Source organism: Pseudomonas sp. RHF3.3-3 (genome assembly GCF_048069595.1).
GTDB lineage: Bacteria > Pseudomonadota > Gammaproteobacteria > Pseudomonadales > Pseudomonadaceae > Aquipseudomonas > Aquipseudomonas fuscovaginae_B.
This window is the reverse complement of record NZ_CP182250.1, coordinates 2,564,879-2,586,110: the sequence shown is the minus strand read 5'-3', so window position 1 is coordinate 2,586,110 and position 21,232 is coordinate 2,564,879. Positions and strand designations below refer to the sequence as shown.

The 21,232-nt window shown below is 64.8% G+C and carries 22 protein-coding genes; 10 read left to right on the top strand and 12 right to left on the bottom strand.

The genetic code is table 11. The features are described from left to right. Positions 1-111 precede the first annotated feature (111 nt). The 4 genes from ACMGT0_RS11875 to ACMGT0_RS11860 all read left to right on the top strand — a co-directional run bounded on the left by ACMGT0_RS11875 (position 112) and on the right by ACMGT0_RS11860 (position 4,120). A complete protein-coding gene (locus ACMGT0_RS11875) occupies positions 112-861 on the top strand; it encodes an SDR family NAD(P)-dependent oxidoreductase (protein ID WP_416772698.1) in 750 nt (249 codons plus the stop codon). Between the two features lie 86 nt (positions 862-947). Beyond that, positions 948-2,246 (top strand): MFS transporter, encoded by a 1,299-nt coding sequence (locus tag ACMGT0_RS11870; protein ID WP_416772696.1) that lies wholly within the window; start codon positions 948-950, stop codon positions 2,244-2,246. An 18-nt stretch (positions 2,247-2,264) separates the two neighbouring features. Next, the gene (locus tag ACMGT0_RS11865) at positions 2,265-3,116 is read left to right on the top strand and encodes a transketolase (RefSeq protein WP_416772694.1); all 852 of its coding nucleotides are present in this window, start codon (positions 2,265-2,267) and stop codon (positions 3,114-3,116) included. Beyond that, the gene (locus ACMGT0_RS11860) at positions 3,113-4,120 is read left to right on the top strand and encodes a transketolase family protein (RefSeq protein WP_054060735.1); all 1,008 of its coding nucleotides are present in this window, start codon (positions 3,113-3,115) and stop codon (positions 4,118-4,120) included. Before ACMGT0_RS11865 ends, ACMGT0_RS11860 begins: the two co-directional genes overlap by 4 nt. Positions 4,121-4,201: 81 nt before the next feature. On the opposite strand, the gene ACMGT0_RS11855 is transcribed toward ACMGT0_RS11860, so the two are convergent. Together ACMGT0_RS11855 and ACMGT0_RS11850 are read right to left on the bottom strand one after the other, a co-directional pair. Further along, positions 4,202-4,969: a carboxymuconolactone decarboxylase family protein gene (locus tag ACMGT0_RS11855; RefSeq protein WP_416772692.1), complete on the bottom strand. Its 768-nt coding sequence runs from the start codon at positions 4,967-4,969 to the stop codon at positions 4,202-4,204. Positions 4,970-5,017: 48 nt separating this feature from the next. Continuing rightward, positions 5,018-5,461 carry a cupin domain-containing protein gene (locus ACMGT0_RS11850; protein WP_416772690.1) on the bottom strand — a complete coding sequence of 148 codons (444 nt, stop codon included), beginning with the start codon at positions 5,459-5,461 and terminating at the stop codon, positions 5,018-5,020. A 101-nt stretch (positions 5,462-5,562) separates the two neighbouring features. Here ACMGT0_RS11850 and ACMGT0_RS11845 point away from each other — a divergent pair, with 101 nt between their 5' ends. Next, positions 5,563-6,450, top strand: coding sequence for a LysR family transcriptional regulator (locus tag ACMGT0_RS11845; protein ID WP_416772688.1), 888 nt, complete (start codon positions 5,563-5,565; stop codon positions 6,448-6,450). A gap of 271 nt (positions 6,451-6,721) precedes the next feature. Continuing rightward, on the top strand, positions 6,722-7,639 hold the full coding sequence (locus ACMGT0_RS11840; protein WP_416773472.1) for a LysR substrate-binding domain-containing protein: 918 nt from the start codon (positions 6,722-6,724) through the stop codon (positions 7,637-7,639). A 30-nt stretch (positions 7,640-7,669) separates the two neighbouring features. Here the strand turns inward: ACMGT0_RS11840 and ACMGT0_RS11835 are convergent, their stop codons facing one another. Beyond that, positions 7,670-8,110 carry a cupin domain-containing protein gene (locus ACMGT0_RS11835; RefSeq protein WP_416773471.1) on the bottom strand — a complete coding sequence of 147 codons (441 nt, stop codon included), beginning with the start codon at positions 8,108-8,110 and terminating at the stop codon, positions 7,670-7,672. Positions 8,111-8,603: 493 nt separating this feature from the next. On the opposite strand from ACMGT0_RS11835, the gene ACMGT0_RS11830 reads away from it, so the two are divergent. Both ACMGT0_RS11830 and ACMGT0_RS11825 read left to right on the top strand, forming a co-directional pair. After that, a complete protein-coding gene (locus ACMGT0_RS11830; RefSeq protein ID WP_416772686.1) occupies positions 8,604-9,362 on the top strand; it encodes an SDR family oxidoreductase in 759 nt (252 codons plus the stop codon). Positions 9,363-9,484: 122 nt separating this feature from the next. Then, entirely contained in the window at positions 9,485-9,703 is a 219-nt protein-coding gene (locus tag ACMGT0_RS11825; RefSeq protein ID WP_416772684.1) for a tautomerase family protein, read from the top strand. A 121-nt stretch (positions 9,704-9,824) separates the two neighbouring features. Here ACMGT0_RS11825 and ACMGT0_RS11820 read toward each other — a convergent pair whose 3' ends face one another. The 5 genes from ACMGT0_RS11820 to ACMGT0_RS11800 all read right to left on the bottom strand — a co-directional run bounded on the left by ACMGT0_RS11820 (position 9,825) and on the right by ACMGT0_RS11800 (position 15,976). Then, entirely contained in the window at positions 9,825-10,844 is a 1,020-nt protein-coding gene (locus ACMGT0_RS11820) for an XdhC family protein (protein ID WP_416772682.1), read from the bottom strand. Between the two features lie 11 nt (positions 10,845-10,855). After that, complete coding sequence (locus ACMGT0_RS11815) at positions 10,856-12,208, bottom strand: c-type cytochrome (RefSeq protein ID WP_416772680.1); 1,353 nt, start codon at positions 12,206-12,208, stop codon at positions 10,856-10,858. Between the two features lie 16 nt (positions 12,209-12,224). After that, on the bottom strand, positions 12,225-14,471 hold the full coding sequence (locus tag ACMGT0_RS11810; RefSeq protein WP_416772679.1) for a molybdopterin cofactor-binding domain-containing protein: 2,247 nt from the start codon (positions 14,469-14,471) through the stop codon (positions 12,225-12,227). After that, positions 14,471-14,929, bottom strand: a complete 459-nt coding sequence (locus ACMGT0_RS11805) for a (2Fe-2S)-binding protein (RefSeq protein ID WP_054057671.1) — start codon at positions 14,927-14,929, stop codon at positions 14,471-14,473. Before ACMGT0_RS11805 ends, ACMGT0_RS11810 begins: the two co-directional genes overlap by 1 nt. Positions 14,930-15,034: 105 nt before the next feature. Continuing rightward, entirely contained in the window at positions 15,035-15,976 is a 942-nt protein-coding gene (locus ACMGT0_RS11800; protein ID WP_416772677.1) for an AraC family transcriptional regulator N-terminal domain-containing protein, read from the bottom strand. A gap of 340 nt (positions 15,977-16,316) precedes the next feature. Here ACMGT0_RS11800 and ACMGT0_RS11795 point away from each other — a divergent pair, with 340 nt between their 5' ends. Together ACMGT0_RS11795 and ACMGT0_RS11790 are read left to right on the top strand one after the other, a co-directional pair. Continuing rightward, positions 16,317-17,726 (top strand): hypothetical protein, encoded by a 1,410-nt coding sequence (locus tag ACMGT0_RS11795; protein ID WP_416772675.1) that lies wholly within the window; start codon positions 16,317-16,319, stop codon positions 17,724-17,726. A 307-nt stretch (positions 17,727-18,033) separates the two neighbouring features. Further along, the gene (locus tag ACMGT0_RS11790) at positions 18,034-19,260 is read left to right on the top strand and encodes an aminotransferase class V-fold PLP-dependent enzyme (RefSeq protein ID WP_416772674.1); all 1,227 of its coding nucleotides are present in this window, start codon (positions 18,034-18,036) and stop codon (positions 19,258-19,260) included. Positions 19,261-19,276: 16 nt separating this feature from the next. Here ACMGT0_RS11790 and ACMGT0_RS11785 read toward each other — a convergent pair whose 3' ends face one another. The 4 genes from ACMGT0_RS11785 to ACMGT0_RS11770 form a co-directional block, all read right to left on the bottom strand. Further along, on the bottom strand, positions 19,277-19,870 hold the full coding sequence (locus ACMGT0_RS11785) for an Lrp/AsnC family transcriptional regulator (protein WP_416772673.1): 594 nt from the start codon (positions 19,868-19,870) through the stop codon (positions 19,277-19,279). Positions 19,871-20,085: 215 nt separating this feature from the next. Continuing rightward, entirely contained in the window at positions 20,086-20,469 is a 384-nt protein-coding gene (locus ACMGT0_RS11780; protein WP_054058037.1) for a VOC family protein, read from the bottom strand. Positions 20,470-20,524: 55 nt separating this feature from the next. Next, positions 20,525-20,962, bottom strand: coding sequence for a YqaA family protein (locus ACMGT0_RS11775; RefSeq protein WP_416772671.1), 438 nt, complete (start codon positions 20,960-20,962; stop codon positions 20,525-20,527). 81 nt (positions 20,963-21,043) lie between these two features. After that, positions 21,044-21,232 (bottom strand): DUF1289 domain-containing protein, encoded by a 189-nt coding sequence (locus ACMGT0_RS11770; RefSeq protein ID WP_054058039.1) that lies wholly within the window; start codon positions 21,230-21,232, stop codon positions 21,044-21,046.

Sequence of the window (21,232 nt, the reverse complement as noted above, 5' to 3'; positions counted from 1 at the left end):
TTCTTCAGCACTCAATGATTTTTGCGTTATTGCTCACGCTTCGGCCGAGGACCAAGCTGCGCCTATCGATCTCGCGGATCGACTCCATAAAAACAATCAGGGGTTCTCTTCATGCTGCTGCAAGACAAAGTCATCCTCATCACCGGTGCCGCCTCTGCCCGCGGTATCGGCCGGGCCACCGCCAGTACCTTCGCCGCCCACGGTGCCCGTGTCGTCATCCTCGACCTGGACGAAGCCGCCGCCCGCGATGCCGCCGCGCAACTGGGCGAAGGCCATCTCGGCCTGGCCGCCAACGTGGCCGACGAAGCCCAGGTGAACAAGGCCGTGTGCCGGGTCATCGAGCACTACGGCCGCATCGATGGCCTGGTCAACAACGCCGGCATCACCCAGCCGCTGAAAATCATGGACATCCGCCACAGCGACTACGACAAGGTGCTCGACGTCAGCCTGCGCGGCACCCTGCTGATGTCCCAGGCGGTCATTCCGCTGATGCGCGAACAGGGGTGCGGCAGCATCGTCTGCATGTCGTCGGTGTCGGCGCAACGCGGCGGCGGCATCTTCGGCGGCCCGCACTACAGTGCCGCGAAAGCCGGCGTGCTCGGCCTGGCCAAGGCCATGGCCCGCGAACTGGGGCCGCACAACGTGCGCGTCAATTCGATCGCCCCCGGGCTGATTCACACCGACATCACCGGCGGCCTGATGCAGGACGAGCGCCGCCACGCGATCATCGAAGGCATTCCGCTGGGCCGCCTCGGCGAAGCCGGGGACGTGGCCAATGCCGCCCTCTTCCTGGTCAGCGACCTGTCGTCCTACCTGACCGGTATTACGCTGGATGTGAACGGCGGCATGTTGATTCACTGATGAGCCTCACGCCGGCCCGGCGGCTGGCGTTGTTCTGAATCCAGGGCAGCCCCGCGCGGCCCATAACAACAAGAGATCAGACCCTCATGAGTACCCTCTCCCTGGAGGCGGCCGTGTCCGTCCGCTCCACTGCCTATCGCAAGACCGCCTGGCGGCTCATGCCGTTTCTCATGCTGTGCTACCTGTGCGCCTACCTCGACCGCGTCAACGTCGGTTTCGCCAAGCTGCAGATGATGAACGACCTGGCCCTGAGCGAAACGGTCTACGGCCTCGGTGCCGGCATCTTCTTCCTCGGCTATTTTCTCTGCGAAGTGCCCAGCAACCTGATCCTGCACCGTGTCGGCGCCCGCCGCTGGATCGCCCGGATCATGATCTCCTGGGGCCTCATTTCCGCCCTGTTCGCCTTCGTCGAAACCGCCTGGCAGTTCTACGCCCTGCGCTTTCTCCTGGGTGTCGCCGAAGCCGGGCTGGCCCCCGGCCTGCTGCTGTACCTGACCTATTGGTTCCCCTCCTACCGCCGGGCCAGGATGACCGTGCTGTGGTTCGTCGCCATTCCCCTGTCGGGCATGATCGGTGGCCCGCTATCGGGCTGGATCATGAACCACTTCGCCGGCGTGCACGGCTGGGCCGGATGGCAATGGATGTTCGTCATCGAGGCGCTGCCGACCGTGATCGTCGGCCTGCTGGTGCTGAGCTATCTCAAGGACGGCGTGCACCAGGCGACCTGGCTCACCGACGAGGAAAAGGCCCTGGTCAACCGCGAACTGGCCGAGGACAACAGCCGCAAGGTCACCCACGCCTCGGCCCGGGAGTTCATTCGCGACCGCCGCCTGTGGCTGCTCGCGGGCATCTACTTCTGCGTGGTCATGGGCCAGTACGCGATTACCTTCTGGCTGCCGACGCTGGTGCGCAACGCCGGGGTTTCCGATCCCCTGCACATCGGCCTGCTGACCAGCCTGCCGTACCTCTGCGCCATTGTCGCGATGCTGCTGATGGGGCGTAGCGGCGACCGTCACCAGGAACGTCGCTGGCACCTGGTGCTGCCGATGATTGCCGGCGCCCTCGGGCTGACCCTCGCGGCCCTGCTGGGCGGCAACCTGCCGCTCTCGATGCTCAGCCTGTGCCTGGCCGCCGCGGGCGTGCTGTCGGCGTCCTCGCTGTTCTGGATGCTGCCCACCACGCTGCTGGGCGGGGTCTCGGCCGCCGCCGGTATCGCCGGCATCAATAGCTTCGCCAACCTCGCGGGCTTCTGCTCACCCTATCTGATCGGCTGGATCACCACCTCGACCGGGGCCAGCGCCCTTGGCATGTACCTGATCACCGGTGTGCTGCTGTTCGGCGCCACGCTGGTCCTGCGCATCCCGGCCGCCCAGGTCAACCGTTAAGTTCCCGGAGTCATCACCATGAGTGTGCATTCATCCTCTACCACGGCGCCCTCGCTTGCCGAACGCGCCTACAACATCCGTCGCCATGCCCTGCGCATGGGCCAGGTCCAGGGCCAGGGTTATGTCGGCCAGGCCCTGGGCGCTGCCGACCTGCTGGCCGTGTCCTACTTCCATGCCCTGCGCTATCAGCCGCACGACCCCGAGTGGGAGCAGCGCGACCGTTTCTACCTGTCGATCGGCCATTACGCCATCGCCCTCTACGCGGCGCTGATCGAGGCCGAGGTGATTCCCCTGGACGAGCTGGAAACCTACGGTTCGGACGACAGCCGCCTGCCGATGTCGGGCATGGCGGCCTACACGCCGGGTATGGAAATCACCGGCGGTTCCCTCGGTCACGGCCTGGGCATCGCGGTCGGTGCCTGCCTGGGCCTCAAGCGCAAAGGGTCCGACGCGTTCGTCTACAACCTGCTGTCCGACGGCGAACTGAACGAAGGTTCGACCTGGGAAGCGGCCATGTCGGCCTCGCACTGGAAGCTGGACAACCTGATCGCGATCATCGACGTCAACAACCAGCAGGCCGATGGGCACTCCAGCGAAGTGCTGGCCTTCGAACCCATCGTCGATCGCTGGCAGGCCTTCGGCTGGTTCACCCAGCGGGTCGACGGCAACGATATCCCGGCGCTGGTCGCCGCCTTCGATGCCGCCCGCCAGCACACCGGGCCACAACAGCCGCGGGTGATCATCTGCGATACGCGCATGGGCAAGGGCGTGGACTTCCTCGAATCCCGGGAAAAAACCCACTTCATCCGCGTCGACGAAAACGAATGGGATCTGGCACTGCAAAACCTTCAGGTCGGGAGAACCGCATGAGCACCGCAAACACCCCTCAAACCGGCAAGAAGCGCCTGACCACCTCGGCGATGATCGCGTCCATCGCCGCCGAAGGCCAGGCCACCCGCTCGGCGCCGTTCGGTCACGCGCTGGCGGCACTGGCCGAGCAGCGCCCGGAGATCGTCGGCCTGTCGGCGGACCTGTCCAAGTACACCGACCTGCACATTTTCGCCAAGGCCCACCCGGAGCGTTTCTACCAGATGGGCATGGCCGAGCAGCTGCTGATGAGTGCCGCCGCCGGCATGGCCCGCGAAGGCTGCATACCCTTCGCGACCACCTATGCGGTGTTCGCCTCGCGCCGGGCCTATGACTTCATCTGCATGGCGATCGCCGAGGAAAACCTCAACGTCAAGATCGTCTGCGGCCTGCCGGGGCTGACCACCGGCTACGGGCCAAGCCACCAGGCTACAGACGATCTGGCGATTTTCCGGGCCATGCCGAACCTGATGATCATCGACCCCTGCGACGCCCTGGAAATCGAACAGGCGGTACCGGCCATCGCCGCCCACCAGGGCCCGGTGTACATGCGTCTGTTGCGCGGCAACGTACCGCTGGTGCTGGACGAGTACGGCTACCGGTTCGAGATCGGCAAGGCCAAGACCCTGCGCACCGGCAACGATGTGCTGATCATTTCCACCGGGCTGATGACCATGCGCTCGCTGGAAGCGGCGCAGAAACTGCAGGCCGACGGTGTCGACGTGGCCGTACTGCACGTGCCGACCATCAAGCCCCTCGACGAGCAGACCATTCTCGCCGAAGCGCGCAAGCCGGGGCGGCTGGTGGTGACGGCGGAGAACCATTCGATCATCGGTGGGCTGGGCGAGGCCGTGGCCGGCCTGCTGCTGCGCAACGGCGTCACCCCGACCTTCCGGCAGATCGCCCTGCCGGATGCCTTCCTCGATGCCGGGGCACTGCCGACGCTGCATGACCGCTATGGTATTTCCACTGACGCGGTCAGTGCCCAGATCAAGGCCTGGCTGTAGTCGTGAAGGCTTGCCCAAGGCCGCCTGAACCAGGCGGCCTTGGGCGGCAAAACCATCCTCCCCGCCAGCGCCACGGCGTGTTCAGCGCCGACTCACCTGCGCCAGCGCGTCCCGTGCTCTCGCACCGGCCTCGACGCCGACGCGCTCGGCCAGCACCCGGATCAGTTGCTGCAACTGCTCGACACTCAACCCGGTGTTCAGGCTGATGCGCATATGCGCCTGCAATTGCGGCTCGACACCCTCCAGCGCCGAGAGCATGCCCACCGTCGCCAGTTCACGGCTCTGCCAGTCGAGGTTGTCGCGCTCGAAGATGTCGCCGAACAGGTGGCTGCGCAGGTACTGGTTGGCCACGGGGGCGAAGTCGAACAACGGCCCCTGCACCGGTGCGCCGGACAATCGCGTCTGGTTGGCGGTGCCCGCCGCCAGCAAGGCATCGCCCTGGGGAATGGGCCGCGAGGGCTCGCGGCCCGGCAGGTCGTGGATCCCCTGTTGCCGGCGCGCCTGCTGGACCTTCATCAACTCGCCCAGGGCATTGAGGCTGCGGGGAAAACCGGCATAGGCATACAGCTGCACCAGGATTTCCCGGACATCGCTGATGCTCAGGCCGGCATCCAGGCCCTGGTGCAACGCCGGGCTCAGCCGTGCGAGGTCGCCGGCCGCGGCGAACGCGGCGATCGGGATGATCGCCTGCTGTCGGGCATTGAGTGGTTGATGGTCTACGGAGGCTGTTTCAGCACCACGCATCGAAGGTTTCTCCTCGGCCATTGCCGTCTGTGAAAGTTCGCTCAGCCCCAGCGCCAGGGTGATGGCACCGAGCGCCAGGACGGCCTTGCTTCGTCCACATTCCATTGCCTGTTTCATCGGTCACGGTCTCCCTCCAGTCCCTGCCAAAACGCTTCAGGCCCTTTCCAGCGGCCCGCCCAGGTACACCTCGTCGCCGACCGGCTCCTGCCAGTCGACGGCCTTGCCATCGAGCAGTTCGTTGACCGCCACATGCTGCATCGCCGTGGTCGGTGACGCGCCATGCCAGTGACGGCGGCCGCAGTTGCACCAGATCAGGTCGCCGGGACGGATCTCGGTCTTCGCCCCGCCTTCACACTGCGTCCAGCCCACGCCATCGGTCACCAGCAGCGCCTGGCCCAGCGGATGGGTGTGCCAGTGGGTGCGGGCACCGGGTTCGAAATTGACCACCGCGATGCCGATGCGCGCCGGTGCCGGGGCGGTGAAGATGCGGTCGATGCGCACCCGGCCGGTGAACCAGTCTGCCGGCCCGGCGATGGCGGGGCTCGACCCTGCCCGGTGAACCTGCATGTCGGCCTTGGCCAAATCGCTGTCAGTCATTGCACTACTCCTGAATCAGTAAGGGATAGGGCACTGTAGAGCTGGCTGATTGATTGCTGTAGAGGCAAAATACTGAATTCGGTATGAAGCAGGGCTTAACAATGTCGATCAATGGCCTGGATGACCTGAGCGTGTTCGTTGCCGTGGCGCGCGAAGGCAACTTCACTCGCGCGGCGGCCCGGCTGGGCGTCTCGCCCTCGGCGGTGAGCCAGACCATTCGTGGCCTGGAAACGCGCCTGGGCGTGCGCCTGCTGACCCGCTCGACGCGCAGCGTGACCCGCACCGAAGCCGGCGAACGGTTGCTGCGCGATATCGCCCCGCTGCTCGACCAGATCGAGATGCACCTGGGTAGCATCGCCGAGCTGCGCCAGCGTCCGTCCGGCACGGTGCGCATCACCGCCGATGAAATCGCTATCCATCAGGTGCTGTGGCCCAGGCTGCTGCCGCTGCTGGAGGCCTATCCGGACCTGACCCTCGAACTGGTCACCGACTATGGGCTGACCGACATCGTCGCCGAGCGCTTCGATGCCGGCGTACGCCTGGGTGGCATCATCGACAGCGACATGGTTGCGCTGCCCATCGGTCCGTCGATGCGCATGGTCACGGTCGCCGCCCGCGCCTACCTGGCCCGACAAGGCACGCCCCAGCGCCCTGAGGAGCTGACCGAACATCGCTGCATCAACCTGCGCCTGCCGACCCACGGCGGCCTCTACCCGTGGGAGTTCTCCAGCGCGGGCAACGAGTTTCGCGTGCGGGTCAAGGGGCCGTTGATCCTCAACAGCGCCGTACAGATGCTCGACGCCTGCCGGGCCGGGGTCGGCCTGGCTCAGGTGACGGACCTGCAGGCACAGCCGCACCTGGACGACGGCAGCCTGGTCGAGGTGCTGGCCGACTGGTCGGAGCCGTTTCCCGGTTATCACCTGTACTACCCCAGCCGCCAGCAGACGGCGGCGTTTCGGGTGGTACTGGAGCAACTGCGCTTGAGATGAATGACCTGGAAGCAAGTCGGCAATGCCTTCACCCCAACAGGTAACCGTCCTGGTCTTGTCGCCCGATCGCTTGAGCAATAGGCCCAGTGAGCCGATGGCAGCCAATTCAGGCTGCTCGGTGCCTTCCGGTGGCAACTAGCGGACTCAAGGTCGCCCCTGAACCCGTCGAGGTTGAGCACGAATCAAGCGGGTCGAAATCACGGCAGCGCTCATGGCCAGCAGTGCGCTGACGATGGCAAAATACGAAGGCACACATGAAGGAATCTCATTAATGGCGCGTGACCACTACAGCGGATTGATTGCATTCGTCACTGTGGCCCGTGAAGGCAGTTTTACCCGGGCGGCTGCCGTACTCGGTGTTTCCCAATCCGCCCTCAGCCATACCATTCGGACACTTGAAGAAAGTCTCAACCTGAGGCTCCTGACCCGAACAACGAGAAGTGTCAGTCCAACAGAGGCCGGCGAGCAGCTGTATCGGAATATCTCGACGCAAATTGCTGAAATCGATGCGCAAGTTCAAGCATTGAGTCAATTTCGAGAAAAACCCTCAGGCACCATTCGAATCACCGCGACCGATTACGCAATACGCACCCTCTTGTGGCCGAAGGTGGCGAAGTTTCTTAAAGAATATCCAGATATCACCGTCGAACTGTTTAATGAATACGCATTGGCAGATATCGCCGCTCAACGTTACGACGCAGGCGTTCGGTTCGGTGAGCAACTTGCACAGGACATGATCGCCGTTCGTATTGGCCCTGATGAGCGTTTTGCCCTCGTCGCCACGCCCGACTACCTTGAGGCTCACCCCGCGCCGCATACACCCGACGACCTGATGAAGCACCGGTGCATCAATCTTCGCCTGCCAACCCACGGCGGCCTGTACGCCTGGGAGTTCGCCAGGGACGGAGGCCGGGAAGTCAAGGTCAGAGTCAACGGCCCTCTGATCTTCAATGGGATCTATGAGGTGCTTGAGGCCTGCGTGGCCGGCTTCGGATTGTGTTACGTCCCGGAGTCCATGGTTCTGCCCTACCTGGCTGACGGACGTCTGGTCCGGGTCATGGAAGAGTGGTGTCCGAGGTGGTCTGGCTACCACCTCTACTACCCGAGCAGACGGCAGCCATCCCATGCCATGAGCCTTCTCATCGACGCCTTGCGCTACCAGCCGAGTGACGATCCCAAAGAGCCCTGACGGGTGACCCATTGCAGAGGGCAAGACGGGTTAAACATCACCGGCCGGCGGCAGGTAGTCGGCCTGGGAGACTTCCTCCATCCACTCGACGTTTTTCCCCTCATGCATCGGCGTGATCGCAATGTGGCTCATGCCGTTCTGGTCCGTTGCGCCATGCCAGTGTTTTACCCCCTCGGGGATCCACACGGCGTCGCCTGCCTTGACCCGTTTTCTGGGCTGCCCGATTTCCTGGACCCAGCCAGAACCAGCGGTAATGAACAACCATTGGCCGGCCGGATGGCTGTGCCAGACCGTGCGTGCGCCAGGTGCGAAGGCCACCAGGCCAGAACCGGCAAATGCTGCGCTGCCCGGCGTGGTCAGGCCATCGATGGTGACGTTCCCGGTAAATTGCGCGGGTGTCCCGATGGCGGAGGGAGCGGAGCCGGCGGGCTTGACCTGAATGCTGTCGGCCTGGGCCTCACCTGCCAGCATCAGTGCAGCGGCTGCGGCAATCATGGATTTTTGCATATCGGGTCCTCGCCTGAGTGTCCTGGGCCTCAATGCCCTTGGACCAATCGTTAAATGAAACAAGCATGAAGCTTCTTGTGTTCTTCAGAGATATCAGATGATCCCTCGGGTGATTAGGGCCTGATCACGCAAGCAACCATGAACCCTTTGCATGAATCCTCATCCGACGGGTGCGTTCGTCTTCCCGAACAGACCACCGTCACTCTCCGCAGGCCCCGAAGGGCGGGCGCGTCAACGCCCTTGAGCACATTAAATGCACGCCCTGGCATGGGTTTGCACAACCCCGGTCATGGAGACCCGACGCGATTGATCACACAGCCATTCATGTGAATTTTTCATAGGTGCTAGCGCAGATTGTGCATTTACCCTGCCGAGCGCCGCGTCTCTAATACTTCCACTCGGCGTTGTCACCAGGGTTCATGTTCGGCAACAGCCTCAACGCCAGCATTTAACTTTCTTGGATAAGGAATCGGTTAAATTGACTTCGAACATTGAAGGCAAAGTCATCGTGATTACCGGCGCAAGCAGTGGCCTGGGAGAAGCAACGGCAAGGCTGTTGGCCAAACAGGGCGCCAGGCTCGTACTGGGTGCCCGCCGCCACGATCGTCTTCAGGCACTGGCCGCCGACCTGGGGCTCGGCGAAGAGGCCATCGTGAAGACTGACGTGACCCGCCTCGCGGACGTGCAAAGGCTGGTCGACCAGGCCCTTGCGCTGCATGGCCGAGTCGATGTCCTGATCAATAATGCGGGGCTGATGCCGAGTTCGATGCTGGAGAACCTGCATATCGACGAGTGGGATCGCATGATCGATGTGAATATCAAAGGCGTCCTGTACGGCATTGGCGCCGCCCTGCCAGTGATGAAGCAACAGAAAAGCGGCCACATCATCAACGTTTCGTCAGTCGCCGGGCACAAGGTCGGCCCCGGTGGAACGGTCTACGCGGCGACCAAGCATGCCGTGCGGGTGATTTCCGAAGGGCTGCGCCAGGAGGTCAAGCCCTACAACATTCGGACCACCATCATCTCTCCGGGGGCTGTCGCCACTGAGCTGATCGAGACCATCACCGATCCGGTGATCGCCGAAAACATGCGCAAGACCTACCAGAACGCCATTCCCGCAGACTCATTCGCGCACACCGTGGCGTTCGCGATCAGCCAGCCGGAAGACGTCGATATCAACGAGATCCTGTTCCGCCCGACCAGCCAGGCCTACTGAAAACCCGTCAAACTGATGTACGCTGGAATGATTCAGGCGTCCGTTCACCAGGCCGTAGCCGCGTTTATCCAATAGAGCGCCGCTACGGCTGCCTTCGTCCCCCTGCCACCTATAGGTATCCCATGCCACACGTCATCATCAAAATGTTCGCTGGCCGTTCGAGTGCAGATAAGCAGGCCATTACTCAAGCGGTCTCCGACGCCCTTCAATCGACTGGCATCGCCGAGGACTCGATTTCGGTGGCAATCGAGGACGTCAAACCCGCTGACTGGACGGAAAAGGTTTATCGACCCGATATTCTGAGCGCAGGCGACACCTTGTTCAAACACCCCAACTACTGAGCCCTCCAGGAACGCACGACTCCCGCCGGCAGCCGATGCCGCGCGGCTGAAGTGCCAGGCAATGGGCACCGTTTCGGGTGGTGCTGGAGCGGTTGCGCCTGCGCGGATGCGCGCTGCGACGCTACGCCGAAGACAGGCGCTCGTGCACCTGCTTGGCCCTGGCGACGGTGACGGTATCGGGCAGCTCGATGCCATTCTTGGCGGCCAGAATCTCCGCCATCACGCTCACCGCGATCTCCGCCGGTGTCTTGCTGCCGATGTACAGGCCGATGGGCCCGTGCAGGCGTTCGAGGCTGGCCTCGGTCTCGCCGAAATGCTCGATCAGGCGCTCGCGGCGCAACTGGCTGTTGCGTCGCGAGCCGATCGCACCGATGTAGAACGCCGGGCTGTGCAAGGCTTCGAGCAACGCTAGGTCATCGAGCTTGGGATCATGGCTGAGCGCGACGATGCCGGTGCGCAGGTCGACGGCAAAATCGCGCACGACATCGTCCGGCATGCCGACGAGGTGTTCCACGCCCGGCACGGACCAGGTCTCGATGTATTCCGGGCGCGGATCGCAGACCGCGACCTTGAAGCCGTTGAACAGCGCCATGGTCGCCAGGTACTCGGCCAGCGCACCGGCCCCGATCATCAGCAGCCGATAACCGGGGCCAAGGGTATTGAGCATCCGCTGGCCATCGAAGCTGAACTGCTCCGGCGTCGCGGTGGTGGCAAGGGTCACCTCGTTGGAGGCCACCGCCAGGCAGCGGCGCACCAGGCGACCGGCGTCGAGCTGCACCAGCAGGTCGTCCAGCGCCTGCCGGCTCGGCCGGAATTCGAGGATCAGCTCCAGCGTACCGCCACAGGGCAGGCCGAAACGATGGGCCTCGTCGGCCGTGACGCCATAGCGCACCACCTCGACCGGCCCCTCGCCCAGGCCACTGCCACCATGGGCCGTGGTGTAGCGGTGGATCAGGTCGTCCTCGATACAGCCACCGGACACGCTGCCCACCACTCGCCCGTCGTTACGCAGGGCCATCATCGAGCCCACCGGCCGTGGCGACGAACCCCAGGTGTGCGCCACGGTGGCGAGCAGCACGCGCTCGCCGGCGGCCAGCCAGTCGCGTGCGGTGCGCAGGACCAGCAGGTCGATGCTTTCCATCCGGGCCTCCTTCAGCGCATCTGCAGGATGATCGGGCTGCTGCTGGCCGGATCGGTGTGCCCGCGCAGCTTGCCCACCGCCTGCGCGTCCACCGCGCCAGCCTGGTTGCCCCAGGTGCTGCGCACGAAGGTCAGCACCTCGGCAATCTGCTGGTCCGACAGTTGCTCGCGGAACGCCGGCATGCGGTAGGCGTCCGGCACACCGGCCGCGACCACCCGTTGCGAGCCGTTGAGGGTGATGTTGATCGCCGAAGCACTCTCCCCCGCCAGCGCGGATGTCGCCCCGGCCAGCGGCGGCATCGAGTCGGGCTGGCCCTTGCCGTCCAGGCCATGGCAGGACGCGCAGCGGGTCACGTAGGTGTGGGCGCCGGGGCGCTCCAACTGCGTTGCCGCGGAGGCCGCCTGGTACTGCCTGGGGGCACCGTCGCGCTGGCGGTCGCCGGGCAGCGACTTGAGGTAGCGGGCAATCGCCGCCAGGTCGTCATCGCTCATGAACTGCGTGGAGTTGTTGAACGCCTCGGTCATCGAGCCGAACACCACCGCGTGCCGGTTGCGGCCGGTCTTGAGGAACTGCACGATCTCCGGCTCGCTCCAGCGGCCCAGGCCGGTGTTGTGGTCGGCGCGCAGGCTCGGTGCATACCAGCCATCGAGCAAGGCGCCGGCGAGGAACGGTGCACCGGACTCGTCCAGGGCCTTCTCGTTGAACGCCAGGCCCCGAGGCGTATGGCAACTGCCGCAGTGGCCGGCACCCTGGACGATGTAGGCGCCGCGGTTCCACAGCGGGTCCTGGGCCGGTTTGTCGGTGTAGGGAGCAGAGTCGGTAAACACCGCGTTCCACAGCGCAATCGGCCAACGCAGGTTCAATGGCCAGGGAATCGAACTCTCGGCATTGGCCTGCTTGACCGGTGCCACGCCCTTCATGAAGAACGCGTACAGCGCACGCACATCGTCATCGCTGAGCTTGGCATAGGACGGATACGGCATCGCCGGGTACAGGCGCCGACCGCCCGGCGCGACACCGTGGCGCACGGCGCGGTCGAAGTCCGCCAGGCTGTAGCGGCCGATACCGGTGGCCGGGTCCGGGGTGACGTTGGTGGCGTGGATCACCCCCAGCGGCGTGGCCATTTCCAGGCCACCGGCGAACGGCGCACCGCCCGGCACGCTGTGGCAGGCCACGCAGTCGCTGAGGCGGGCGACATATTCACCACGGCTGACCAGCACCGGGTCGATGTCGGCCACGGCCAGTGGCGGGTGTTCCAGGGACGAGACGGGCTCGCGGGTGACATACCAGGCCAGCAGGCCCGCCGCGACCAGGCACGGCACAGCCAGCCAGGCAGCGGTTCTTGCGAATCGACTGTTGTTCATGAAGGCTCCGCGCAGGTCAGGTGAAGGTGTAGCGGCTCAACGGCAGGCTGCGGATACGCTGCCCCGTCAACCTCGCCACCGCGTTGGCCACGGCGGGCGCCACCGCCGGCAATGGCGGCTCGCCAATGCCGCCCATCTTCTCCCCGCTTTCGACCACCCGTACGTGCACCCGTGCCATGCGCGCCGGCGGCAGGATTGGGTACAGGTCGTAGTTGCGTGCCTTGGGCTTGCCATCGAGCCACACCGCTTCCTCGACCAGCGTCTGCGACAGGCCCAGCGCCACGGCGCCGTTGACCTGCGCCTCGACAATCGCCGGGTTGACGATGCTGCCCGGGTCGATGGCCTGCCAGATGTCATGCACCTTGACCTGGCCGTTCTCGATCGAGACCTCGGCGATCACCGCCGTCTGGGTACCGAACGGCGAGGCCATGGCCACCCCACGGGCACGCTTGCTGCCATCCTCGGCGGTGAACGGGCCACGCTTCCAGCCGCCCGACAGCTCGCCCACCGCGTTGAGCAGCGTGGTCAGGCGCGGGTTGTCGCGCAGCAGGTGCAGGCGCAGCTCGAAGGGGTCCTTGCCGCCCTTGTCCGCCAACTCGTCGAGGAACGCCTCGTAGAAGAAGTCGTTGAGCGAGTTGCCCACCGAGCGCCAGTAGCCGAGCATGGCCGGGCCCTTGACGTAGATCTGCGCAATGCGCTTGTTGGCAATCGCATAGGACTTGCCCGCCAACCCTTCGACGGCGGTGGGGTCGATCTTGTCGCCCTGCTTGCCGGCCAGGGCCTCGGTCGGCCCTTCAGTCGCGCTGATCGCCTCGATAGCGACGGGGAAGCCGTTGTCGTCCAGCGCACCGCGGAACCGCACCGCCGCGATCGGCCGCAGCACATCGCGCAGGAACTCCTCCTCGCGGCTCCAGATCAGCTTGATCGGGCGCCCGACCGCCTTGGCCAGGGCAATCGCCTGGGGATAGGGGTTGGCCGAGCCATAGAGGAAATGCCGACCGAAGAAACCGCCCAGCAGCGGCGAATGCAGGGTGATGCGCGAAGCATCGAGCCCGGTCAACTTGGCGATATCGTTGCGGAACATGTCCGGGGCCTGGTTGGGCAACCAGACCTCCAGCGAACCGTCGGCATTGAACTGCGCCAGGGCCGAAGGCGGCTCCAGCTGGGCATGGTTGAGGTACTGGTTGTGGTAGCTGGCCTCGACGACATTTTTGGCGCCGGCCAATACCTTGGCGACATCGCCCTCGTTTTCGGCATCACGGGCCGGGCCCTGCTCGCTGGCCAGGCGCTGCACATGGGCCTCGCTGGAAAAGTCCGCCGGCATCACCCGCAGCGGTGAATCGGCGGCCGCCTCCTTCCAGTCGACCTGGAGGGCTTCCACCGCCCGCTTGGCGTGCCACCAGCGCTCGGCGACCACCGCCACCGCGCCCGGCAACTGATGCACCGAATGCACGCCCTTCATGGCCTTGACCTGTTCTTCGTTGCGCAGGCTGCCGACGCTCATGCCCAGGCGTGGCGCGTGCTGCACCGCGGCGTGGAGCATGCCGTCGACCTTAAGATCGATGCTGTAGAGCGCACGTCCCGTGGACTTGTCGTAGGCATCGACGCGCTTGACCGGCTTGCCGATCCAGCGGAACTGGCTGGGGTCACGCAGCTTGACGCTGGCCGGATCCGGTACCGGCAGGTCCATGGCGCGTTCCGCCAGTTCGCCATAGGCGAGCGAACGACCGGAGGCTGCATGCAGCACCTTGCCCGGCTCGGTCGACAGTTCCTTCACCGGCACGCCGAGCTGCTGCGCAGCGGCCTGCAGCAACATCGCCCGGGCCAGGGCGCCCAGGCGGCGCATGGTCGGGTAGCTCATGCGCACCGACATGCTGCCACCGGTGATGCGCATGCCGTTTTCCATGACCACATAAGCCTCGCCGGGCGGCGCGCTGTCGACCACGAAGGTGGCCGGGTCGGCGTCCAGCTCCTCGCCGACGATCTGCGCCATGGCGGTGTAGGTGCCCTGCCCGCCTTCCATGAAGGGGCACAGCAGGCGCACGCTGTTGTCCGGACGAATCTCCAGGAACGCCGGCACCTGGGTGCCGCGCTCGACCGCCGCCGCAGCCGCCTGCACCCGCGCCGAGCCCAGCGGCAGGCCGAAACCGAGGACCAGGGAGCCCACCGCCGTGCCAATCAGGAAGCGGCGCCGGGACAGGTTGACCGGGTCGGCCGACAGTTGGCTGAGGACCTCTTCGGCCCCCTCGATACGACTGTTCATCAGGCTTCTCCCTTCTGCGTAGCCAACTCGTGCACGGCGCTATGGATGGCGTTGTAGGTGCCGCAACGGCACAGGTTGACCATCGCGGCCTCGATCTGCGCATCGCTGGGCTTGGGGTTCTGCTTGAGCAACGCGGTGGCGGCCATGACCTGTCCGGACTGGCAGTAGCCACACTGGGCGACCTGGTGCTCGACCCAGGCGGCCACCACGCGCTTGCCCACCTCATCGGCCTCGATCGCCTCAATGGTGGTCACCTCCCGGCCGACCACGCCGGCCACCGGGGTGACGCAGGCCCGCACCACATTGCCGTCCACCAGCACAGAGCAGGCGCCGCACTGGGCCAGGCCACAGCCGTACTTGGTGCCGGTCATGCCCAGGTCATCGCGGATCACCCACAGCAGCGGCGTGTCGGCGTCGGCATCGACCTGATAGGTCTTCTGGTTGATTCGTAGTTCCATGGCTCACCCGCTCATCATCGGTTGATGTTTCTTCGTTATAGGCGGTGAGGCGCCGGCCGGCGCCCCACCGATCGGTACGCCCAACGGCCGCGTACCCTGAAGCGTTCAATAGGCCGCGACCGCCTCGCCGGTGGGCGAGATTTCGGAGGCCTGGCCTCGCAATGCCGCAATGTCGTGACTGGGCGCGGCACCGAAGAGCCGAGCGTATTCACGACTGAATTGCGAAGGACTCTCGTAGCCCACCGCGAACGCCGCCCGCGACACGTCCAGGCGTTCATTGAGCATCAGCCGCCGCGCTTCGTTGAGGCGCAGCCACTTCTGGAACTGCAGCGGGCTCATGCTGGTGAGCTGGCGGAAATGGTGATGAAAGGTCGGCGCGCTCATCTGCACCCGGGCCGCCAGTTCATCGATACGCAGGGGCATGGCGAAGTTCAACTTGAGCCAGTCGATGGCCTTGGCGATCCGATAGCCCTGGCCGTCGACGGCGGTGATCTGTCGTAACCGCGCCGACTGCTCGCCGTGCAGCAGGCGATAGTGAATTTCGCGCAGCACCAGCGGCGCCAGCACCGGGATCGCCTCCGGCTCATCGAGCAGCGCCAGCAGGCGCCCCACGGCCATTTCCAGGGTCGGGGTCATGTTCGCGATGCCCACGCCCTTGCCCGCGCCACGATCACGGGTCGGCGGCGGCAGGCCGCCCTTGGCGATCAGTTCGGCGAGGATGGACACGTCCAGTTTCAGCACCACGCCGACGCAGGGCTGTGCCGGGCTGGCCATGACCACCTCGGAGTTGGCCGGCAGGTCCAGTGAGGTGACCAGAAACCGCGATGGGTCATAAGCGTAGCCCTCGCCGCCGATCCACAGGCTCTTCTGTCCGCGTGCGACCAGGATCAGGCTCGGCTCGACCATGCACACCGAGGGGGGTATCGGCTGGTCACGTCGAAACAGCACGAGGCCGGGGATCGCGGTCGGGCAATCCCCTTGTTGGCTGATGTGTCGATCGATACTCGGTGCCAACGGCGATACCGGGCAGTGTTGGGGCTGGTTCATGGCAACGGACTCCTTCGGTCAAACTCTAGACCGCAGGCAGGGGCTTTCCTATGCATCACCCTGCAACTCCAGAGGATTAGGCAAGGATTCGATTGGATTGAGCGACGACGGCGGGGTGTCGGCCAAGAAATAGGGCCTGATGCAAGGGTTCCACCCGGGCACTGATGGCCACAGGCCCTGTTCTGCCCCACACAACCTGGCCCCCTGGTCCTCCTTCCCGCGTCGGCCCCGTCCGATAGCGGGTGCTATCTATCTACCACTACTGTAGCGACCGGCATGACGACGCCGCCCCGGCGGCGAACGGACATGCTCTTCAGATCAATCCGTACAGGCGTGACATGTGAGCGTAGGTAGCATCATTTCATCGGCCCCCCGGCTGGTGCAGAACAGTGAATCACGGGCAGGGCACATACCCTCGGTGCGCGAGCCGGATCGGACGCAGGCGGACGATGGCCCGGGTGGGGCCGGATCCGCCGAGAGGGCGTCGCCCCCAGGGCAAGCCGGGCAGTCGGCGTTCCGTGCCCTGCTGTCGACACCCGCAGCCGCCTCGGCGCTGATACAGCAGGAGAAGATCGACGTCCTGATCGAACCGCTGAAGCAGGCCAATGCGGTGTTCGCGCAGATATCACGTCCCAGCCCGCTGCAGGACGCACGGCAGGCATTCGAAAAGCACTTCCCGCACGCACCACGGCCGGTGGACCTCAACCATATCCACCTGAAGGTTCATCAGTTGGCCGATACCGCGCAAGCGGAAGACAAGCTGGTCGCCTCGCCCAGCGTTGCCGAGCTGATCGTCGCGCACTACAGCGGCCGGGATATCGACGACCTGCATGGCCGGTACCCGTTCGCTCCCGGCACCTTGTACTACAACCCTGGAAACAGCTACCGACGCGGCGAGGCAACGGCCGCGAGTGACGGGAAGCCACTGCTGCCCGGCTTCACCAGCACACAGGATATCCTTCATTTCATCCGGCAACTGCCATCGAACCAGGCCACGGACCTGGCCAGGCAGCAGACCCGGGCCTTCATCACTCCCGACAAAAACGGCAGGACGCCACACGAGGTCCTGGGAGACATCCGCAAGCAGCAGATAACACTGGAGGCGCGGCAGCAGGACAACGACAGCATCCTCGGCAAGGCGAGCAAGGCGCTGGTCGCAGCGATCGCGAACCACCCGTCCGCGGCCGACCTTGCACGGGCCTACCCCGACGAGCACTCGCGGCCCAGGGTCCACGGCCTTTCAGTCCGCGCCAGCAGCGGCAACCACGTCTTCCCTCCCCTGACGTTGCCGGGGCCGTTCGTGATGGAGCAGCCAGGGAGTGGCGACGAGGGCAGTCTCTTCGTGCTGTGCCTGCCGGGATGGGGACTCAAGGAGTTCGGATCCCGACAGGAACTGATGGCGTCTGTCGCCGCCTCACCGGCACTGTCGAAATTCCTGCCCGAGGAGGTGCAGGCACGCTTGCCGGATGGCACACGCCATGAATTCAACGCGCTCGAACCGATCCCTTCCGACACCCGTATCTTCGCGCACAGTGTCCGCCAGCAGCTCGACAAGCTGGAGCGCGACACCCGCTATCGGCTGGAACAGGCGGGCAAACGCGGGGTGAGCCTGGACGAGTTCGACGGGATCGTCGGTCATTCGGCACGGGATCTTCGCCGGTCGTTCGAACCGCCCCGCTTCGTGTCCCATCCTCCGGTTCAACGCCAGCCCGGGGCCAGCGTGCTGACGGCAATGCCCCTCAGGGCTTGAGACCTTTCAGCCGCCAAAAGGCACGAGGCCATCCCGGCGCCCCGATTGGAACCGGCTTGCCCAGACCCACCGGGGCGCCTCACGCCATGAGCCCGTCAGATGCCGAGATATCAGCCTCGGCGGCCTGGGCCAGACGGATAGCAGCACATCCGTTGAGCCGGACGAATCAAATGCAGTATTCAAACCGCTGAATATGCAGGATTCCTGCATGGAGCCAGTTCTTTCGCCCGCTTTTGCCGACTTCGTGCGCGGCTCAAGCCTTAGGCTATGCCCTATCGAATCCCCGCGCACAACAGGAGTCTTGCCAATGCCCGCCCTGGATCTTTCGTTCATCCGCCGCCAGTTCCCGGCCTTTTCCGAACCCTCCCTGCAAGGCCAGGCGTTCTTCGACAACGCTGGCGGTTCCTACGCCTGCCAACCCGTGATCGACCATCTGGACCGCTTCTATCGTCGGCACAAGATGCAGCCCTACGGCGCCCACCCGGCCTCGCGCCTGGGTGGCGAGCAGATGGATCGCTCGCACGCCGAAATCGCCGCCTATCTCGGCGTGTCGCCGGAAGAGGTGCACCTGGGCCCCTCCTCCTCGCAGAACACCTATGTGCTGGCCGAGGCCTTTGCCAATCGGCTCGAGGCGGGAGACGAAATCATCGTCACCAACCAGGACCACGAAGCCAACAACGGCGTCTGGCGGCGGCTGGCCAAACGCGGAATGGTCATTCGGGAATGGCAGGTCGACGCCACCACCGGCTCCCTCGACCCGAGCGAACTGCAGAAGCTGCTGAGCCCGCGCACCCGGGTGGTCGCCTTCACCCACTGCTCTAATATCCTGGGTGAGATCAACCCGGTGCGGGAAATCTGCGAGATCGTCCATGCCGCAGGTGCCCAGGCGGTGGTCGATGGGGTTTCCTACGCCGGCCATGGTTTCCCGGACGTGGACGCGCTCGGCGCCGACATCTATCTCTTTTCGCTGTACAAGACCTTCGGCCCGCACCTGGGGGCCATGGTCATTCGCCGCCCGTTGATGGACTGGCTCGGCAACCAGGCGCACTACTTCAACGAGGCCTACCTGGCGAAGTGGTTCGTCCCCGCCGGCCCCGACCATGCCCAGGTCGCTGCCGCCAGCGGCGTCACCACCTACTTCGACCAGGTGCATGCCCATCACTTCCCCGCCGCCGACCGCCGCGAGCGCGCCGCCAACGTGCGCCAGCTGTTGCGCTGCGCCGAGGCGGCGCTGCTGCCGCCATTGCTGGAGTTCTGCGCCGGGGATTGCCGCGTGCGCCTGCTCGGCCCAAGCGACGTACGGAACAAGGCCGCCACCGTCTCCCTGCAAACCCTGAACGCCAGCCCGCGCGAGATCGCCGCCCGGCTGGCAACGCGAGGCATCATTGCCGGCGCGGGCCACTTCTACGCGGTGCGCCTGTTGCAGGCGCTGGATGTCGACCCGCAGGAAGGCGTGCTGCGCCTATCCTTCGTGCACTACACCGCCGCCGAAGAGATGCAGCAGTTGATCCAGGCCCTGGACGCGTCGCTCTGACCAGCGACCCTCGCCGTCAGGCCTGGGCGCTGTCCACCACGGCGCCCGGGCCGGCCATGCTGGTCAGCCCGCCCACCAGGTCATCCAGGCAGATGAAGGACTGCGTGCTGCTGATGTCCGGGTGGTTGTTCAGCTCGTCGATGAGGATTTTCGAGAAATCGGCCATCCGCGGGGCGACGACGCGGATCATGAAATCCACATCGCCGGTGACGCCGGTGGCCAGCCGCACCCAAGGGCGGTTTTTCAGCAGCAGGGCCACCCGCTCCCGGGCGCCAGGACTGTTGCGCTGCAGTTTGACGATCACCCAGGCATTGATGTCGTTGCCGAGCCTGTTTTCATCGATGACCGCCGAATAGCCCAGGATCACGCCCTCCGCTTCCAGCCGTTTCACCCGGCGCAGGCATTGGGAAGGCGAAAGGCCCACTTTCAGCGACAGCTCCTGATGGGAAATCCGGCCGTTCTTGCGCAAGACGCCCAGAATCTTCGTGTCCATTCGATCCAGCTTCAGGTCATTCATGTTGGCGCCCGCATAAGATTCCGGCACTAGGCTATGTACGAAATTGTTTGAAACTTGGTTATGCGGCGTTAAAAACCGGCTCGGAATGCTCATTTACTCCAGTAAAGTCGGGCGCGACCCCGGCCGTTCCTCGCCGGTTTTTGCCTTGCCTAACCTGCGTTTCAAACAATTTCGTACACAGCCTAGCCTGCCATGAAATCGCCATAACTGCCCGGCAAAGGTGCAAGACTGGCCGCGAAAGGTTTCCAGGCGGCCGTCAGCGCCAGGCCAGGTGCCGCGCGATCAGGCCATGTCGCCCGCAGCAGCCCTCAGGCACTCAAAGGCTCGGAAATCTCGATCAGGTTCAGGTCCGGGTCCCGCACATAAACCGAACGGATCGGTCCGGTCGCGCCGGTTCGCTGCACCGGCCCCTCGACGATCGGCCACTGCTGCGCCTGCAGGTGCGCGATCACCGCGTCCAGCCCCTGGCTGGCGATGAAGCACAGATCCAGGGCTCCGGGCACCGGTAGATGCGCCTTGGGCTCGAACTCCTGGCCGCGCACATGCACGTTGATCTTCTGGTTGCCAAAGCGAAACGCCAGGCGGCCCTGGCCAAAGGTTTCAAGGCTCATGCCCAGCACGCGAAGGTAGAAATCCTTGCAGGCCTCGACATCGAAAGTGGTCAGTACCAGGTGGTCCAAGTGATCGATCATTGCGTGCTCTCTTGGTTGAAAGGGATCGTCTGTCGACTGCGCGTCGATTCTGCGCTCATGCCCAACCCAGCGTAATCAGGTACAACACACCATAGCGGGCAGCCTTGGCCAAAGTGACGATCGCCAGGAAGCTCCACAAGGGCTCTCGCATCAGGCCGGCGACCACCGTCAGCGGGTCACCGATCACCGGCACCCAACTGAGCAACAGTGACCACCGGCCATAGCGATGGTAGGTGCGCTGGACACTCTCCAGCCGTTGGCCGGACACCGGGAACCAGGCCTTGTCCCGCCAATGCTCCAGATAGCGCCCGAGCACCCAGTTCACCAACGAACCGGCGACATTGCCGACCGTGGCGACACACAGCAGGGCCAGGGCCGGGTGCTGCCCGGCCCAGAGCAGCGCGACCAGAACGGCTTCCGATTGCAACGGCAGCAGCGTGGCGGCGCCGAAAGCCGAAATGAAGAGGCCGAGGTATCCGGTCGTTTCCCACATGATCTCAACCCGTCGGATCCGCAGCGCAGCCTGGCATTCGGCTACCCCATCGGCATTGGATGATTTGCCCGTGGAGACCCACTAGCCCTTGTTTTTCTTCTTGTTGATGCTTTTCATGCGGGCGCTGGCCCGCTGCACCGTCGCCATCTTTTCCGGGCGTTTCATGCCACGCCATTTGCGGATTTCCTCGCGGGTGCGCCCGCAGCTCACGCACATTTCGCTGTTCAACTGGCACAGCGAAACGCAGGGGTTTTCAATGTCCTTCGCCAT